This is a genomic window from Corticibacter populi, from assembly GCF_004217315.1.
GTDB lineage: Bacteria > Pseudomonadota > Gammaproteobacteria > Burkholderiales > Burkholderiaceae_C > Lampropedia > Lampropedia populi.
In genome coordinates, this window is the sequence record NZ_SGWR01000001.1 from 343,803 (window position 1) to 361,460 (window position 17,658).

Here is a 17,658-nt window from a genome sequence, read left to right on the forward strand (position 1 = left end):
ATGAAAGAGTGAACAAGCAGCCCCACTCATGGGCATTGGCGGAGTATGGGTGACGTCACGGGCAATGCCGACGTGTACAGCTGTTGTACACAAGCTCCGGTGATCGACATGCGGGCGGCAGCCAGCATGCCGATCCATTCCCCGAAAACACTGACTCAGTTCTGTGGGGGCAGAACCCTCCAGTTCTGGCGTCCCGACTGGACGCCGGATGCCACACGGCGATTGTCCCCATCCGGTGTCCATACGCGGCCGTCGGCAATGGGTGTCTTTCCACCAGCAGTGTCAAGGCCACTGACGACATATCCATCGATCAGATCCTGGTCGTCGATCACACCATCGCCATTGACATCGAACACCGGATAGGTCGTTGCACCACCGGTTAATGGGTCAATGCCATACGTCGTTCCGGAGAGGCCGGCTTCACAAGGATTCTCACGCGGCAACAGCGTGGTGAACACCAGGCTCTTGCCATACAGAATCATGCTGTAGATCTGGCGCTCGCCGTCGCGGGGAAAATCGGCATACCAGCCCCATTTTTGCGGGGTGCCGTCAGAGTCACGCCACTCCACATTGTTCTTGCTTAGCTTGAAGGCGCCATCCTGCGAACTGAACTGCTCGAATGTCTGAATCTGCAGAGCAGAGCGGCCTTTGTCTGCCGTTGGCACATTGTTGGCATTGGTGTCCGCGGCGTTGGCCGTTGCGAATTGGTCCCACACGCCGTAGATGCTTTGCGCCTGGGTCTCGCGCTTGTCGTTGTCGGTGAGGAAGCGGCCGGTGGCGACAACGACCAGATCGCCAACACCGGTTGAATGACTCAGGACTGTGGGTGCAGCGGTGATGGGCTGGCGATGCCCATCGGTATCGCGGGCGGTGAAAAAACGCTGGACCGACCATTGCGACGTTGTGGCGCTGCGCAGATCGAAACGCCAGACATTGCCGAGCAAGTCGCCGGCGTAGGCCATGTCGACCTTGGCGTCGCCATTCAGGTCTACCGCCGTCAGGCTGGAGAGCCCATTGCCAATGACGTCCAGCGATTCACCGCTGTTTGCGCCATTCATCGTGAACTTGTGCAGCACGCTGCCGTTCTGAATGTCCAACACGAAAAGCGATGCCTTGCCGGTACTGCTGTTGCCGCCTTGGTAGCCATTTGGCAGCAACACGACCCATTTGCCTTTGCCGCCTTCCGGATCGTTGAGGCGTGCAATGGTCGGCTCTGGCAGGCTGTAACCCATATCGCTGTCATTGTCCTCGCCGAATTCCCAGAGCAGCTGGGGGTCAGCGGGATTGGTGATATCCAGCGCAAAGATTTGGCGACCGCCGGCCCCCAGGCTGCCAATCAGTACTTTGTGCCATTGGTCGTTGAAATACACATCGGTGCTGACGGGAGTGCCGTCGACATAGTAACGGTGAGGCGTTCCTTCGGGCTCGCCATAGTCGGCAGCGCTGAGGACATTCAGCTTGGACATCAGTGTCGATGGGATGAATGCAAACAGCTCCTCGCCGTCGCTGGCCCTGAATGCATGCAGCATGCCGTCATTGGCGCCGATGTAGATCACCTCGTCACGACTGGCCAGTGTGGCGGCATAGGTTCCGTACTTGTCGGTGCCATCGAGCTTGTTGGCACCAGCCGTCTGATAGGCTGGCCCCTTGATGCGAAGCGGGGATGAGTTGACGATGTCACCCAGCACGTTCTCCTTGCCGTTGTCGAGTTTGCGACGCTCGCGCAGGGAACTCGACTTGCCGCGTAAAAAGGCCACACGTTCGCTGCCCTGACCGTCGACATTCAGAATGTTCCGATAGCTGGCATAGGCACTGGAATTGATGGTGGACCAATTGAATGGCGCGAGGGTCGAGGCACCGGCTGCGGTACGGCCTGCAAAGTAGATGGCTCGGTTGTCGGCGCCTTTGGCCGCCAGCTTTTGCGCGGCACTCCAGATGGATGTGCGCGTCAGCGTGGCGCTTGTGCTGCCTTCTGCCGTGACGTATTCCTGCTTTTCCTTGAGGAAGTCACCAGACCACCCTTCAGCCTTGAAGTCGGTGCGGTACACGTAGGTCGTGTCGGAGAGCACGGTGGCGCGCGGTACGTCCACCGAGACGGCAGTTACCGACGACGTTCTTTGCACGATGTCGTTGAATGCCTTGGTGAGCTGGTCCTTGAGCGTCGTAGCGTTGGTTACCAGGAAGTAGTTGTCAGGGTCTCCAACCACCGATGCCGGGTCACGATCGGGCATGCCGTATTTTGCGGCGTACCAGAGCGGATCCTTCAGAAATCCGGCACCGCTGTTTCCTGTGGACGGTGTGAAGGCGCGTTCGGTTTCGAGCGGCAAGGGCCTGCAGCCGGTGCTTCCGGTGCTGGTGCACCAGCCAGATGGTCTGCCAGGTGGTGTGTTGAGCTTGTAGGCAACGTCGCTGCCCTCCGCCGTGTCGACATCGCGCACTTCGAGATAAACACCATCGGCTGTTGTCCCTGATATCACGTATCCCATGTGCTGGATGATGCCGCCGGCCGCATACTCGGAGGTGAGCTTGATGCGCACCTTTTTGTCCGCATCAAGCCAGATCGTATAGAGCACAATGGCGTCCATGTCATGGTCGGCTCCTTGTTCCACGTCTTCGTAATTGATACGGAACTGCGCATAGGGGCGGCCTTCATTGATGCTTGGATCGGCATCGGCATTGCCGGTATTGGCCATCGCCGAGACGTAGTAATCCACGATCTGATTGGTGGGCTGGAATTCCGAGGTCGAACTGATGCCATAGCCTCCACCAACCGATTTCGCGAATGGGGAAATGGTGACATAGTTGCCATTCTCGACCGGAAAGCGGATTTGAGGCAGTGGCGATGCGATAGCCACCGCATAGGTCATGATCGGATTGAGGCCTTCTTCATTGCCAGCGATTTTGTTGTTGGCGGCGAAGCGGGCGACTCCAGCGGAGAAGTAGGTGCCCTGCTTGCTGGGCTCTTCAGGAGAGAGGCCGCGGGCATTGGAAAGGTCATCGATTTTCTTGACGGTTGGCAGGCTGTCGGCATTGCTTTGTGTTGATTGTCCGATGAAATAGTCCCTGCCTGTGATGCCTTCGGCCCCTCCGATGGCTCGGGTTTCCGTTGAGACATTGAATGCCGTCAAGCGGGCTGCCTCAGCACTCACTTTTTCGTCAGAGCGCACGAACTCGCTGCCAGGTAATTTGTAGTCATAAGATGGGTTGATGTCGCTGATGACGGTCATCACTGGTCGCGCGCAGTATTGGTAGCCGCCGCCGCCATCGCTCAATGGTTCGTACGGAGATTTCCAGTCGGGGTGCGCCAAATTGATTTGGCGATCCTTGCTTCCATCACCGTACTGGGTATTGGCCTTTTCTGCGCCAGCAAAATAACGCACGGCCTCGAACATCATTTCAGCAACCGGGTTGCCCCACATCGTGCAGTTGGACGCGTTATAGCCGGAACGGCTGATGGGGCCCATGGTGTTGGAACTGTAGGTGCAGCTGGAAGAGTATTCGTTGCTGGAGTAACTGTAGTCGATGATCTTCAGACGGTCGATGTTGGCAACAATGCCATCCACGTTTGTCTTGTAGATGCCAGTGACTGGATCCACTTCATTTTTGAAGCTGTCCATATTGCGGCGTAGCGCACCACCGGCAATATTCTTCGAGTAAGAGCCGGTAAGCAGACCAAAGTACATTTTTTCATTTTCGCCAAAATCGTGCAGCAGACCCGTTGGCTTGTAGATGGCATTGCCGTCATTGGGATATTTTTTGCATGTGTCCTCGCGCAACTCCTCAGTGTTTGCGGGACACGCAACAACCCGCAGGTTGTGGTTGACGATTTTGCTTTCGCGGGTAGTCAGTTTCCAGTAGAGGCCCCAGCTGTCTCCACCGGTTTCTTCGATATGACGGAAAGTGACGTCGTACCAGCCGGATTGGCTGAAGTTGATGCTCTTGGAATTGGTATCGAGCTGTGATGTATTGGAGCTGTTATATCCATACCGTCCAATGGTGGTGCCGTTGATGGTCACATCAACCGAATCATCCCCATCGACTCCGAAACGGTAGGTGCCGGCGTCTGCAATGTATATCTTTCCAGTGATCTTCGTGATGTAATTTTCCTGTGTGCAACCATTGCTTCCGGAGAAGGGGTTGTTGTCACTCGCCGTATTCGTTTTGATGCTGCTGAGCAGCGTTGAAGAGCTTCCGCATTGGGATTTATTGGGAATGTTTGAAAAAAGGTTGTTCATCTCCGACGTGTTATAGGCATGTTGGTTGGAGCCTTTTTTCCATGTCGTTATTACAAGATCCTTCAGAATCGTATTGGGAACCGCACTCCATGACGTGTTGTTGCTGGTATCCACGCAGGAGTTCCCTCCCATGCAGCTGTCCTGTCCCACTGGAGCTTCCTTGGAGACCCAGTCCCAGATGCGCCAGCGGCTGGTGTCATTGAGGACTCTCAATACCGGTATGCCATCTTGCTGCAGTGTGGTTACTGCGAAAAGGTGGCGGGAACCGGAGTTTGGTTTTGGCAAAGGCGCGTATTTGCTGATGTCGTAATCGTCACGAAGAGGGTCATATTCCTTGCCCCAAGTATGGGCATCACGTGGAATATAGGCAGCCTGGAGAACGGTCTTGCTCGTTGAATCAGTGAAGCGGTAGCCTCCGTACAGAACCCTTCGGATGGCGTCCATGCGAGAAGTGGCGAGATAGTTCAAGAAATCACCGCTCCACGCATCGGAGCATTGTTTCTTGTTAGTACCACCAGCCGCGGAATTAGGGTAAAACTCGCCTGCAGTGGTGTAAGTGTAGCAAACGTTGTTGTTGAAGTAGCCGTAATAGTCAATCTGATCTGGTTTGTAACCGACATCCAGAACACCATCGCCATCCAGATCGGAGGCGTCGTTGTACGCCTCATAATAGAGTTTGTGGTCGCGTCCCAGCACCAGCATGTTCAAGGGAGGGAAGCTCTCATTGATAAACAGCGGTGTTTGTGCCAGCGCACTGTCTGTTGTGGCAGCGTGTACAGAACCGAGAGCGATGGAGCCCATCAAGCCTGCGGCAAACATCTTCCCTACGGCAATGACGGGTTGAAAACAGCAAGTAAGAATGCGGTTTTTCTTTTGATTGTTGGACATGATCTCCACCTGCTGATTTTTGTTACTTGATAAAAAGATTCATGACAGAGCGCACGCACAGACTGTCGCCGTTGCATTGATCGACACCGTTGTAATCCGATGCCGATGTGCTGACGGCATTCATTTCGTAATAATCCGTACAGCCGGTCGTGGAAATATTGATCGCCGAAGTGGCACTGGCCCCTTTGGGACAAGAGGTCTTGATGTACCTTGGATACCACGCGGTCTTTCTATTGAATCCTGTTACCTCATGGATCTGCGCGGCATGGCTTTTGAAGCCCACCTGCATTCCGTCCGGGTCGGTCAAGGCATCGCTGATATAGCAGGGCAGCGTCTGCGTTGCCCCTTCGCCAGCCTTGGTATACACATTCTCGTTTGTGCCGCATATGGACAATGGCTGGCTGTAGAGGGCCAAGGTGCGCTCTGAATGTCGCAGTGCACCGTCAGCCGCTTCGAACAGGCGTTGTTGTTCCAGGGCGTTGGCGGTCATGCGGGCATCCATGGTCAGAGCGCGCATGCCGGTGATGCCCATCATCAGAACCAGTAGCAGCATGATGAGGGCGACGATCAAGGTTGAACCCCGTTGGTTGTGGGGGGGAAGTCGAAGCGTCACTGGCAGCACGGTATGCGGGTGAAGGGGAGGGGTCATGGCATCAGATTCCTCAGCATTACCGCACCGCTGGCCAGTTGGAGCAGTTTTCCTGCGCTGTTGTCGCTGCATAGTTCTTCGTCGCCTCCGGCCTCGGTCCATTGGTCACATGCCGACGACTCCATGCCGACGCTCACACGCCCGGTAGGGCTCTCCAGCAGGACTGTGTAGCGCAATGCGCGGATGGACTCGTTTGCTTCGGGTGCAGTGGTGAATTCCTGAATGCTGCGCTGCGCTTCAGAGTCCGAGGCCGGACCTACACCAAATTCGAAGTGGATGCTGCGGACGCCGTCGGCCAGCACAGTGCCGGAAGCGAGCGCGACGTTCTTTGGGACCCAGCGAAGCTCCTGGGTTGCTTCGTCCACGTAGTAGCGCTCCACGAACATGACCGTGCTTGGGTCTGCCGCGGTGTAGGCACCCAATGCCGATGGTGCCATGCTGCCGCCGTTGTAGTACTTGCCCGCGAAATCCACCTCCTGGGCGTCGTATGGCTGATAGCGGATGCACAGCCCATGATCCGCTGTGGCGATGGCTTCCCGAACATCAAACGCGCAGCCATTGGCATAACCCGCGGCGGCAGGAAAGGCTTCTGCCGTGTCCTGCGATGGGTCACGCCGATAGCCGGCCTTGGCCATTTGGGCTTCCAGCATCTCCAGGGTATAGCGGCCGGTGATCAGGTTCTCACTCTGGCCCTGACGGAATCGATAGTGTCCGCCAGTATTGATGAAGATCTGAGTGACAGCCAGAATGATGAAGAGGCCGATGGCCATCGAAACCATCAGTTCCACCAGCGAGATGCCGCGCTGACCGTGCGACTCAGAGCATCGAGCGGAGTTCGAATGTACAGACATCACTTCCTGAATCCTCAGTTTTCTTGCCATCCAGACATTCGCCTGCCTTGACGGGCCAGGCCACGCGCACAGTGACGATTCCATTGGCATCTGCCGTGATTGCATATTGCTTCAGGACTGCGTCTTCGGTCGCCGCCGGCAAAGTCTGGGCCACCCTGACTCTTGCCCAGCAGGCCAGCCTTTCCTGTGCGGAATCCGGCAAGGGCGCGCACCCGGAACTGCCCAATGTGGGGAAGTCCTGTCCGGCGGCCTTGAAATAGCCAGAACCGGATTTCGGCGTGCCGCTGACATCCAGAATGCTGCTGGCATCCGAGCGCATGATTTCCAGAAGTTCATTGGCGAGCATGGCGGCCGATTGCTGCTCGTAGGTGTCGCGCGAGTAGGCAATGCCTTTGCCAAACAGCGCTGCAGCGCCCAGCAGACCGATGCTGACCAGCAGCACGGCAACCAGGACCTCCAGCAGGCTGAAGCCCGCCTGCTGCCTTCGGGGCAACGGTTGCTGGGCATTCAGCATGAGGAGTCTCCCTTGACCTTGAGGCGAATCAGCCCGGAAGGCAGCACGCTCAGACAGTACTCCTTGGTTGCGTTGGAGGACTGCAGATGAATATTGAGTGTGGAGGATGCAGTGCCATTGGGGGCAAATTGCAGCGTGACCGATGCAGGGGTGGCAGTGAGGCTGCCTGCCATCGTCCATTCCCGCGAAACGGTGCTGCCACTGAAACTCCATTTGGAGCCGACCTTGGTCAGCGGTACCGTCTGCCGGTGGCTGATGGCCTCGGACTTCGCGGCCGCGATCAAGCTCTGGAGTTCCGATGCGGAACTGGAAAGCCGGTAGTTGGCAATGGTCGATTGAAACGACGGCACTGCAATTCCTGCCAGGATGCCCAGTAAGGCCACCACTACCATCATCTCGATGAGGGTGAACCCACGCACAGGTTTGACGTGATGATGCCGCGCAACGCCAATGAGCCAAGGTGGACTTTTTTTCATCCTCGTGCATTTCTGTGATGACTTTACATTCGAGATCATAATGTAAAAAAATGTCACTATGTTGTGTAACTTTAGTTAAATTTTCGTTCGCATGAATGCGTACCTTGGGCCATGAATTGGGCTGTAGCGTTCGGGAGAGGGCAAATCGCACAAAATAGCTGCCTCGGTTGCCTGATCTCGCTTGCCTGATCTCGCCGATGGCCATGCATGTAGTGCCCATGCCAAACTGGCTTGAGCGATCCTGAGGAAAACATCACCCATGAAAATCCTGCTGGTTGAAGACGAGGCCGACCTGGCGCACTGGCTGGCGAGGGCGCTGGCACGCCAGGCGGGTTTCGTGGTCGAGTGGGCCGACGATGGCTTGCTGGCCGAGCGGCGTCTTCAGCAGGAGGAGTTCGATGCGGTGATTCTCGATCTGGGCATTCCCGGTCTCGATGGCTCGAGCGTGCTGGCGCGGATGCGCGCGCGCGATGACCGCACGCCGGTGCTGGTACTGACGGCGCGCGATTCGCTTGCCAACCGCGTGGGCATGCTCAATGATGGGGCCGACGACTTTCTGCCCAAGCCCTTTCAGCTGGAAGAGCTGGAAGCGCGCCTGCAGGCCTTGATCCGGCGCAGCCGGGGCCGCGAGTTCGGGCGCATGAGTTGCGGTCGCCTGCACTATGATCTGGGCAGCCAGCGGTTCTGGAGTGGGGAGGAGCCACTGGCATTGACACCCCGCGAACACGCCGTGTTGCGCACCCTGATCCAGAAGAGTGGAGAGCCGCTGAGCAAGCAGGCCATTCTCGAGCGCATCCTGCCCGATGAGAGCGACATCGGCCTCGATGCCGTGGAGGTGATCGTGCATCGCCTGCGCAAGAAGCTGCAGTCCTGCCAGGTGCAGATCGTCACCATGCGCGGCCTGGGCTATTGCCTGGAGGCGCTGGATTGACCAGGGCCGGTTCCGACCTCCCATACGCCGGCCAGCCACCCGCTGCAACGGCGTTGACAGGACCGAGTCTGAAGCTGCGCCTGCTGGCCTGGACGGTGCCGGTGCTGTTGCTGGGCAGCGTGGCGGGCATCTGGAGTTCCTGGCATGTGTTGCGGGAGCAGGCCGAGCAGGCCTATGACCGAGCGCTGGCGGGTGTGGTGCGCGCCATTGATCTGAACATCTCCACCGACAGCGGCGGCCTGGCACTGGCGCAACCCTATCAGTTGCTGGAGTTCTTTCGTCTCACGGCCAGCGGCAACGTCTACTGGCGCGTCAGCACCGAGGACGGGCTCGCCGAGATCGGTCATGCGCGCCTGCCCATGCCCCAGGTCTTGCCGCCATCGGAGCAACTGCATTTTTTTTATGATCACTACATGGATGGCGAGCCGGTACGCGTGGCCATGCTGGTGCGCGACATGGATCCGCCGCTGCCGCACGCGGGCACCCACCAGCGGGTCATCGTCCAGGTCGCCGAGAGCATGGAGGAGCGCGAGCGCTACACGCGCAGCCTGGTTCTGCAGTCGATCGGCCGGGATCTGCTGTTGATGCTGCTGCTGGTGCTGACTGTGGTGGGCGGGGTGATCGTGGCGTTCCGCCCGCTGGTGCGCTTGCAGGGCGAGGTGGCGCGCCGCGCCGGTGACGACCTGCGGCCCATTGCGCTGCAGGGCATTCCCGCCGAGGTGGTGCCGCTGGTCCAGGGTATCAACGGCCACATGGCGCGCTTTGCCGAGCGTTCCCGCATGCAGCGCCAGTTCCTCGACGATGCCTCCCATCAGTTGCGCACGCCGCTGGCCATGCTGCGCACCAAGCTCGAATATGCACTGCGCGAGCCTGATCCGCAGGAAATGCATGCGGCCCTGCTGGCCATGCGCAATGGCCTGGATCGCGCCGAGCGCGTCACCAACCAGATGCTGTCGCTGGCCAAGGCCCATGATGCCGGCGTGGCGGGCTCTGCGCAGCAGCGCCAGCGTTTCGAACTGGGCGCATTGCTGGAGGAGAGTGTGCGCCTGCTGCTGCCGGCGGCCCGCGTGCGCAAACTCGACTACGGGCTGGAACTGCCGGAGCAGAAAGTCCATGTATTCGGTCTGCGCTTGCTGTTGCAGGAGGCCATCCTCAACCTGCTGGACAACGCCATCAAATACAGCCCGGTGGGCGGCACGGTGCTCGCCAGCCTGGAACTGAGTGGGAGGCAGGCCCGCATCGTCGTGCAGGACACGGGGCCCGGCATGAGCGCTGGCGACCGCCAGCAGGCTGGCGTGCGTTTTCGGCGTGGCGCGGCCGGGCGAGGCACATCCGGCGCCGGCCTGGGCCTGGCGATCGTGGATGCCATCGTGCGGGCGCATCACGGGCAGATGCGTCTGCTGCCGGTGCAGCCGGATGCGGCGTTGCCGGAATCGGAACCGGCAACGGAAAATGCGAAGAGTGGGCCTGCTGAAGGACCCGATCCCGGGACCGGGCTGCGCGTGGAGTTGGTGTTTTCCCTAGTTGGGGTAAACACGGATTTGGATGGTTTGTCGCCAAATTGAAAGCTTTCTGAAAGCATTGCTGCGATACCTTCCGGTCCGCAGCCAGCACGGGGTCGCCGCGGAGACGGCCCGGCTGCAGCGTCCGACCCCGTTACCGTGACCATCGGTGACGAAGGCCAGCCCCCTGACGGTGACAGCACCAACGACAAGGAGACCGCTCGCATGTCCAACCAACGATCATTCCCCACCACCATCGGCCGCCTGCTGGGCAAGGCCTCGGCCGCCGCCTGCCTTGGCCTGTCCCTGCTGGCGCTGACCGGCACGGCGGTCCAGGCCGAGCCGCGCCGGCCCGAATGCATTGCGCCGGCGCAGCCCGGCGGCGGCTTCGATCTGACCTGCCGTCTCACGCAGGCCGCGCTCAAGGAGAGCGGGGCGCTGAAGAGCCCGCTGCGCATCGTCTACATGCCCGGCGGCGTGGGTGCGGTGGCCTACAACAACATCGTCGCGCAGCGGCCGGCCGAGGGCGGCGCCATCGTGGCCTTCTCGGGTGGTTCGCTGCTGAATCTGGCGCAGGGCAAGTTTGGCCGCTACACCGTCGATGACGTGCGCTGGCTGGCGGCCATCGGCGCCGACTATGGCGTGGCGGTGGTGCGCGAGGATTCACCGTTCCAGAACCTCTCGGACCTGATGGCTGCGCTCAAGGAAGATCCCAGCAAGGTCGTGTTCGGCGCAGGCGGCACCGTCGGCAGCCAGGACTGGATGAAGGCCGCGTTGACGGCCCGCGCCGCCGGCATCGATTACAAGCGCATGCGCTTCGTGGCCTTCGAAGGCGGCGGCGAGGGCATCACCGCGCTGCGTGGCAACCACATCCAGGCCTACATGGGCGATGCGGCCGAGGCGAGCACCATCCTCGAGGGCGGCGCGCCCATCAAGATCCTGGCGGTGTTCCACAACGAACGCCTGCCGGGCCGCCTGGCCGAAGTGCCCACTGCCAAGGAGCAGGGCTTCGACATCGAGTGGCCGATCATCCGCGGCTTCTACCTGGGCCCCAAGGTCTCCGATGCCGACTATGACTGGTGGACCGATGCGTTCAAGACGGCCACTTCGCACGAGGCGTTTGCCAAGCTGCGCGAGCAGCAAGGCTTGTTCCCGTTCGATCTCTCCGGCCCGGCGCTTGATGCCTATGTGAAGGACCAGGTCAAGGAATACGCCGAGCTGGCCAAGTCCTTTGGACTGATCCAGTAATCCAGCAACCCGCGGCAGATTCGGCAACCACGGCAGGCGCAGCACCGCACGGCCCGCCCATGCGCTTGCTGCCGCAGTGGTCCGGCGGGCCAGAGCTGCCGTGCCCGGCGTGCATCCCGGAAGGACAAGACACATGAATGATCGAAAACTCGGCATTGCGGCGCTGGCGCTGGCAGTGGTGATGTTCTGGCAGGGCTGGGGCCTGGAGGCGCCATTCTCCTACGAGCCACTGGGCCCGCGGGCCTTTCCGCTGCTGATCGCGGCGGTGATGGCTGTGTGCGGCATCGTGCTGGTGGTCAAGGGCGGCGGCCAGTCCGAGCCCAATCCACCGGGTGCCAGCCTGCGCATCGGCGCGATGTTCCTCGTCATCGTCGGTTACGCGCTGATCTACCAGCCGGCCGGTTTCATCATCGCCACCGCGCTGATGACGATGCTGGTGGGCCGCCTCTTCGGTGGCGGCTGGCTCAAGCCCGCCGTCTGCGGGGTGCTCGGCTCGGTGCTGTTCTTCTTTCTGTTTGACCGCGTCCTGGACGTGGTGCTCCCACTTGGCGTGCTGGAGGCCTGGCTATGAATGAAATCCTCGGCGCCCTGGCTCAGGGCTTTGGCGTGGCGTTCACGCCCACCAACTTGCTGGTGGCAGCCATCGGCTCGTTCTTTGGCACCATCGTCGGCGTGCTGCCCGGGCTGGGCCCGATCAACGGCGTGGCGATGCTCATCCCGGTGGCATTCGCCATGAACCTGCCCCCCGAGACCGCGCTGATCCTGCTGGCGGCCGTGTATGTCGGGGCCGAATATGGCGGACGCATCACCTCGATCCTCATCAACGTGCCGGGCGAGGCCGCCTCGGTCATGACCACGCTCGACGGCTATCCACTGGCGCGCCAGGGCCTGGGCAGCGTGGCGCTGTCGCTGTCGGCCTGGGCCTCTTTCTTCGGCTCGCTGGTGGCCTTCATCGGCATCGTCATCTTCGCGCCGATACTGGCCAAGTGGGCCCTGGCTTTCGGTCCGGCCGAATACTTCGTGCTGATGGTGTTCGCTTTCTGCTGCCTCACAGGCCTGCTGGGCAACCAGCCCGTCAAGGGGGTGCTGGCGGCGATGATCGGGCTGGGCATCTCCACCGTCGGGGTCGATTCCAATTCCGGTGTCTACCGTTACACCTTCGACCTGCCCAACCTCTCGGACGGCATCGACTTCGTGGTCGTGGTGATCGCGCTGTTCGCCATCAGCGAAATGCTGCAGATGCTCGAACACGTGGTTGGCGGCATGTCCGTGAAAGTGCCCAAGAGCGGGCGCAAGCTGTTCAACTTCACCGAGTGGAAGTTCACGCTGCCCAGCGTGATCCGCTCGAGCCTGACCGGCTTCGGCCTGGGCGTGCTGCCCGGTGCCGGTGCCAGCGTGGCATCGGCCATCGCCTATGCCAACGAGAAGCGCATCACCGAGCAGAAGGACCCGAATGCCAAGTTCGGCAAGGGCGACATGCGCGGCCTGACGGCGCCCGAGTCGGCCAACAACGCCTCGGCGACCGGTTCCTTCATTCCCATGCTGACGCTGGGTGTGCCGGGCTCGGGCACCACGGCGGTGATGATGGGCGCGCTCACGCTCTACAACATCACCCCCGGGCCGGTGCTGTTCGAGCAGCAGCCGCAGCTGGTCTGGGGCCTGATCGCCTCGCTGCTGGTTGCCAATGTGATCCTGCTGATCATGAACATCCCGATGGTGCGCGTGTTCGCCAGCATCCTGTCGATCCCGCCATGGCTGCTGGTGCCGGGCATCGTGTGCGTGAGCATCATCGGCGTGTATTCGATCAACGCCACCCGCTTCGATCTGCTGCTGGTGGCAGGCATCGGGCTGATCGGCTACTTCCTGCGCAAGGCCGAGGTGCCGATGGCGCCGTTGATCCTGGGAGTGGTGCTGGGCAACATGATGGAGCAGAATCTGCGCCGTGCGCTGGCAATCTCCAACGGCGATGCGGCCATCCTGTTCGCCAGCCCGGTGACCATCGCGTTCTGGGTACTGTCGATCGGCGTCATCGCCTTCCCGCTGCTGCTCAAACAGTGGAAGAAGCGCCGCGCCGGGTGAGGCTGGGCCGCGATCACGGGCGCTGAAGCCCCTGCGCATTCTCTGGCCGGCCGGTTGCGTGCCGGTGCCCTGTGCCATGGGCCAGCGGAACGAGGGCCGTTCTGCTGGCCCGCCTTTTTTTGATGTCCATGGAATATCCGAAGAATCTGGCTGCCTTGCTGCTGGGCTTGGCCATTGCCCTGCTGGGTGCCATGCTGGCGCTGTGGATCAACATGCCCCTGCCATGGATGCTGGGGCCGCTGCTCCTGACCGCGGCCACGCGCATCGGCGGCGTGCCCAGCCGCTGCGCACCCTTGTTCAACCAGTTCGGCCGCTGGATGATCGGTGTCTCGCTGGGGCTGTACTTCACGCCCCAGGTGGCCGCCAGCCTGGCGCAGCACTGGCCGCTGATCCTGCTGAGCATGGCCTACGCCATGCTGCTGGCCTGCATTGGCTACTGGGTCTACCAGCGTTATGCGGGGCTCGATGCCACCACCGCCTGGTTCGCGGCGGCCATCGGCAGTGCCAGCGAAATGGCCAACATGGCGCAGCGCCATGGCGCCCGCATCGACCAGGTGGCCTCGGTGCACAGCATGCGGGTGCTGCTGGTGGTGGTAATCATGCCGTTCGCGTTCCGCTGGTTCAGCGAGCATGGCGCTACGCCATTGCCGGACGTGCGCGAGGTGCACTGGCCTGGCCTGCTCTGGCTGGTGCTGGGCGCGTGGGTGAGTGGCTGGCTGTTCCAGCGCTTGCGGCTGCCCAACGGCTGGATGCTCGGGCCGATGACCTTCGCCATGATCGTGACGCTGTTCGACATCCGGCTCTCGGCGCTGCCGCAATGGCTCTCCTGGGCCGGGCAGTTGTGCATCGGCTGGTCGCTCGGCGACAAGTACCGGCCGGATTTTTTGCGCTCGGCGCCGCGCCTGCTGGGGATGGTGGCGCTGTCTTCGCTGGCCTTCATGGGCAGTTCGGTGGTACTGGGTTGGGCGCTGGCGCAGTGGATCGATGTGCCCGCTGCCACACTGATCCTGGCCCTGGTGCCTGGTGGCATTGCCGAGATGACGATCACCGCCAAAGTGCTGGGCCTGGGCGTGCCGCTGGTGACGGCCATGCAGGTCGCACGCATGCTGTGTGTGGTGCTGACCACCGGCTGGATCTACCAGCGCTGGCTGGCGCCACGCGGGCATGACGGCAGCGCCGGTCTGCGCGGCTGAAGCCTTGACGCTGCCGTGCGGTTGGCCGGGCTATGCTGGGGTATAAACGGATGATCGGGATGCATGTCCGAGCGTCCCCGTTCCTCTGCTTGACAAGGAGTCACCATGAAAATCCTGCTGCCCGTTGACGGCACCTCGCTGTCCGAGAACGAAACCCGCTTTGCGCTGCGCCTGGTGGCCGAAGGCCTGCGTGCCGAATTCGTGTTGGCCAATGTGCAGGAGCCGCCGAGCTTCTACGAGCTGCTGACCACTCAGGACCCGGAGGCCCATGCCGAGGTGGCGCTGCAATCGGGCGAGGACATGGTGGCACCGGCGGCGGCCATTCTGCGTGCGGCCAATGTGCCTTTCACCACCGTCGTGACCACCGGTGATCCGGTCCGCTCGCTGCTCGATGTGATCGAGGCCGAGGGCGTGGACATGGTCATCATCGGTGCGCGGCCGATGGGGGTGCTGCGCAGCGCCGTCGATGGCTCGACCTCGCGCCGCCTGTTCCAATATGCCAGCGTGCCGGTGCTGCTGGTGAATCCGCATCCGGGCGAGGTGGAAGGGGGACTGGACGCAGAGCAGGCATCGACCCAGGGTTGATGATGCCGGCATGGGCTTGCGGCAGGCGGGCCGCGGTGGGCGCCGCACATCGGCGACAATAGCCGCTTTTCGCCCGAGCCTCCCCGAGGCCTTCCTGTCGCCATGCCTTCGCAAGCCCTTCCCGACATCTCCGACCTGCATTCCCTCGACGCCTGGCTGGCCTACTGCGAAAGCATTCACCCCACCACCATCGAACTGGGACTGGAGCGCATCCAGCGGGTGGCCGATGCGCTGCAGTTGCGTTTCGACTGCCCCGTCATCACCGTGGCCGGCACCAATGGCAAGGGCTCGACCTGCGCGATGCTCGAAGCCATTGCCGGCCAGGCCGGCTACCAGACTGGCGTCTACAGCTCGCCGCACCTGGTGCATTTCGAGGAGCGTTGCCGCATCCGTGGCGAGATCGTCCGGGCCGAGCAGCTGCTGCCGCATTTCGCCGCCGTCGAGGCCGCGCGCCGCCAGGCCGGCGAGGGCGGGGCGGCGGTATCGCTAAGCTATTTCGAATTCACCACGCTGGTCATCGCCCGATTGCTCAGCCAGAGCGGCCTCGATGTGGTGATCCTGGAGGTGGGGCTGGGCGGTCGGCTCGACGCCACCAACATCTTCGATGCCGATTGCGCGATCATCACCAGCATCGACATCGACCATACCGAGTTCCTGGGGCCCGACCGTGAATCGATCGGCCGCGAGAAGGCCGGCATCATGCGCGCCGGCAAACCCGCCATCGTCTCCGACCCGGTGCCGCCACAATCGGTCATCACCCATGCCGAGGCCATTGGTGCCGATCTCTGGCTGGTGGGGCGCGACTTCAATTATTCCGGCGACCGCCAGCAGTGGAACTGGGCCGGGCGCGGCAAGCGCTTCGCGGGGCTGGCCTATCCGGCGCTGCGCGGTGCCAACCAGCTGCTCAATGCCGCGGGCGTGCTGGCGGCGCTGCAGGCGCTGCGGCCCGTGCTGCCGGTGACCGCCCAGGCCATCCGCGAAGGTCTGGCGCTGGTGGACATGCCTGGGCGCTTCCAGATCGTGCCCGGCCAGCCCACGCTGGTGCTGGACGTGGCCCACAACCCGCACTCGGTGGCCGCGCTGGCCGCCAACCTCGATGCGATGGGCTTCTTTCCCGCCACGCATGCGGTGTTCGGCGCCATGCATGACAAGGATCTCAACGCCGTCATGCAGAAGATCGGCCCGCTGATCGACCGCTGGTACTTCACCGATCTGCCGTTGCCCCGGGCCGAAAAGGCCTCGGCATTGCTCAAGCGCTGGCAAGCCCTGCAGATGGTAGCGGCGCGTCCGCGCGAAGTCCCGGCGCAAATATTTCCGGATCCGCAAAAGGCTTTGGATGCGGCCGCCAGCGTGGCGGAGCCGACTGATAGAATCGTGGTTTTCGGCTCGTTCTATACGGTCGGAGGGGTCTTGCAGCATGGTGTGCCGCGCCTGTCGGCGCCGCATCTGCATTGATTTTGCACTGCATTTCCTGCCGTCCACTGCTTTGGATCACACGCCCCCATGGCACTTTTTGAATCGCGCAAGAAAGCCGAGCCAGCAGAAGAGACAGGCTCGCGCAACAGCGGCCGCCGGCGTTCCGCAGCCGGCTCGGTCGATGACATGCGCCGGCGCGCACGCCACCGCCTCATTGGCGCCTGCCTGCTGGTGCTGGCCGCCATCGTGGTGTTTCCGATGCTGTTCGACACCCAGCCGCGGCCGGTCGCCGTCAATGCCGAGGTGAGCATTCCCGGCGTGGATTCGGCTCCGCCGCTGGCGCTGCCGGCCAGCTCGGCCGCCAACAACGCCGCAAGCGGTGACGTCCATGGCCTGGGTGAGGGCGAGGAAGTGGTGGCACTCGCAGCACCTTCCGCGTCTCCGGGCTCGGCTGCCCAGCCGCAGGCCCCGAATGCCGCCAGTGCCACGGCACCGACGGCGGCGCAGCGTGCGGCCGAGGCTGCGCGCCGCCCGGAGGCCACTGCGCCAGGCAATGCCCGCACGCCACCGGCCGGACAGAACGCGAATCAGGGCAACAATCCGCCCGCAGCACAACCCCCCGCTGCGCAGCCGGGCTCGCGCCCTTCGGCTGCCAGCCAGGCCGCCACGCCCGAGCCGCCGCCCGCCGCCAAGCCACCGCCGCCGGTGCAACCACCGCCCGCGCAGCCGCCGGCCTCGGTGCGCGCCGACGAGGCCGCGCGCGCGCGCGCGCTGCTCGAAGGCAAGCCGGTCGAGACCGTGGTGCCCAGCCGCAGCGAGGAAGGCCGCTTCATCGTGCAGGTGGGTGCATTCTCGGACGACGCCAAGGTGCGTGAGGTGCGTTCCAAGCTCGATCAGCTGGGCCTCAAGACCTACACCCAGGTGGTGCAGACCGGTGCTGGCCGCGCCACGCGTGTGCGTGTCGGGCCGTTTGGCAGCCGTGCCGAGGCGAATCAGGCGGCCGAACGGGTCAAGGCAGCAAATCTGCCGGCGGCCATCATGTCGCTGTGAACACCGGTTTCATCAGCGTCGCCGTCGTGCTTTTGTCGCCG

At 62.2% G+C, this 17,658-nt stretch carries 14 protein-coding genes; 9 read left to right on the forward strand and 5 right to left on the reverse strand.

Annotated elements, in window-relative coordinates; genetic code table 11:
• Window positions 1-155 precede the first annotated feature (155 nt).
• Genes EV687_RS01485 through EV687_RS01505 form a run of 5 tightly spaced genes read right to left on the reverse strand, consistent with a single transcriptional unit; the run spans window position 156 to window position 7,613 of the window.
• Window positions 156-5,123, reverse strand: a complete 4,968-nt coding sequence (locus EV687_RS01485) for a PilC/PilY family type IV pilus protein (protein WP_130466407.1) — start codon at window positions 5,121-5,123, stop codon at window positions 156-158.
• Window positions 5,124-5,145: 22 nt separating this feature from the next.
• Complete coding sequence (locus EV687_RS01490; RefSeq protein ID WP_162846518.1) at window positions 5,146-5,772, reverse strand: pilus assembly PilX family protein; 627 nt, start codon at window positions 5,770-5,772, stop codon at window positions 5,146-5,148.
• Window positions 5,769-6,653, reverse strand: coding sequence for a PilW family protein (locus EV687_RS01495; RefSeq protein ID WP_162846519.1), 885 nt, complete (start codon window positions 6,651-6,653; stop codon window positions 5,769-5,771). Before EV687_RS01495 ends, EV687_RS01490 begins: the two co-directional genes overlap by 4 nt.
• Complete coding sequence (gene pilV / locus EV687_RS01500) at window positions 6,589-7,137, reverse strand: type IV pilus modification protein PilV (RefSeq protein ID WP_122226120.1); 549 nt, start codon at window positions 7,135-7,137, stop codon at window positions 6,589-6,591. The genes EV687_RS01495 and pilV overlap by 65 nt, the downstream gene beginning before the upstream one ends.
• Window positions 7,131-7,613 (reverse strand): GspH/FimT family pseudopilin, encoded by a 483-nt coding sequence (locus tag EV687_RS01505; RefSeq protein ID WP_162846520.1) that lies wholly within the window; start codon window positions 7,611-7,613, stop codon window positions 7,131-7,133. Before EV687_RS01505 ends, pilV begins: the two co-directional genes overlap by 7 nt.
• A gap of 259 nt (window positions 7,614-7,872) precedes the next feature.
• Between EV687_RS01505 and EV687_RS01510 the strand changes: the two genes are divergently transcribed.
• The 9 genes from EV687_RS01510 to EV687_RS01550 all read left to right on the forward strand — a co-directional run bounded on the left by EV687_RS01510 (window position 7,873) and on the right by EV687_RS01550 (window position 17,617).
• Window positions 7,873-8,544, forward strand: coding sequence for a response regulator (locus EV687_RS01510; RefSeq protein WP_122226122.1), 672 nt, complete (start codon window positions 7,873-7,875; stop codon window positions 8,542-8,544).
• Between the two features lie 53 nt (window positions 8,545-8,597).
• Complete coding sequence (locus tag EV687_RS01515) at window positions 8,598-10,109, forward strand: sensor histidine kinase (RefSeq protein ID WP_122226123.1); 1,512 nt, start codon at window positions 8,598-8,600, stop codon at window positions 10,107-10,109.
• 162 nt (window positions 10,110-10,271) lie between these two features.
• A complete protein-coding gene (locus EV687_RS01520) occupies window positions 10,272-11,294 on the forward strand; it encodes a Bug family tripartite tricarboxylate transporter substrate binding protein (RefSeq protein WP_122227085.1) in 1,023 nt (340 codons plus the stop codon).
• A gap of 133 nt (window positions 11,295-11,427) precedes the next feature.
• Window positions 11,428-11,865, forward strand: a complete 438-nt coding sequence (locus tag EV687_RS01525; protein WP_122226124.1) for a tripartite tricarboxylate transporter TctB family protein — start codon at window positions 11,428-11,430, stop codon at window positions 11,863-11,865.
• Window positions 11,862-13,373, forward strand: a complete 1,512-nt coding sequence (locus EV687_RS01530) for a tripartite tricarboxylate transporter permease (RefSeq protein WP_122226125.1) — start codon at window positions 11,862-11,864, stop codon at window positions 13,371-13,373. The genes EV687_RS01525 and EV687_RS01530 overlap by 4 nt, the downstream gene beginning before the upstream one ends.
• 128 nt (window positions 13,374-13,501) lie before the next feature.
• Window positions 13,502-14,566, forward strand: coding sequence for an AbrB family transcriptional regulator (locus EV687_RS01535; protein ID WP_242612406.1), 1,065 nt, complete (start codon window positions 13,502-13,504; stop codon window positions 14,564-14,566).
• 105 nt (window positions 14,567-14,671) lie between these two features.
• Window positions 14,672-15,151, forward strand: coding sequence for a universal stress protein (locus EV687_RS01540; protein WP_122226127.1), 480 nt, complete (start codon window positions 14,672-14,674; stop codon window positions 15,149-15,151).
• Window positions 15,152-15,253: 102 nt separating this feature from the next.
• On the forward strand, window positions 15,254-16,606 hold the full coding sequence (gene folC / locus EV687_RS01545; protein ID WP_122226128.1) for a bifunctional tetrahydrofolate synthase/dihydrofolate synthase: 1,353 nt from the start codon (window positions 15,254-15,256) through the stop codon (window positions 16,604-16,606).
• Window positions 16,607-16,654: 48 nt separating this feature from the next.
• Window positions 16,655-17,617 (forward strand): SPOR domain-containing protein, encoded by a 963-nt coding sequence (locus EV687_RS01550; RefSeq protein WP_122226129.1) that lies wholly within the window; start codon window positions 16,655-16,657, stop codon window positions 17,615-17,617.
• Window positions 17,618-17,658 lie beyond the last annotated feature (41 nt).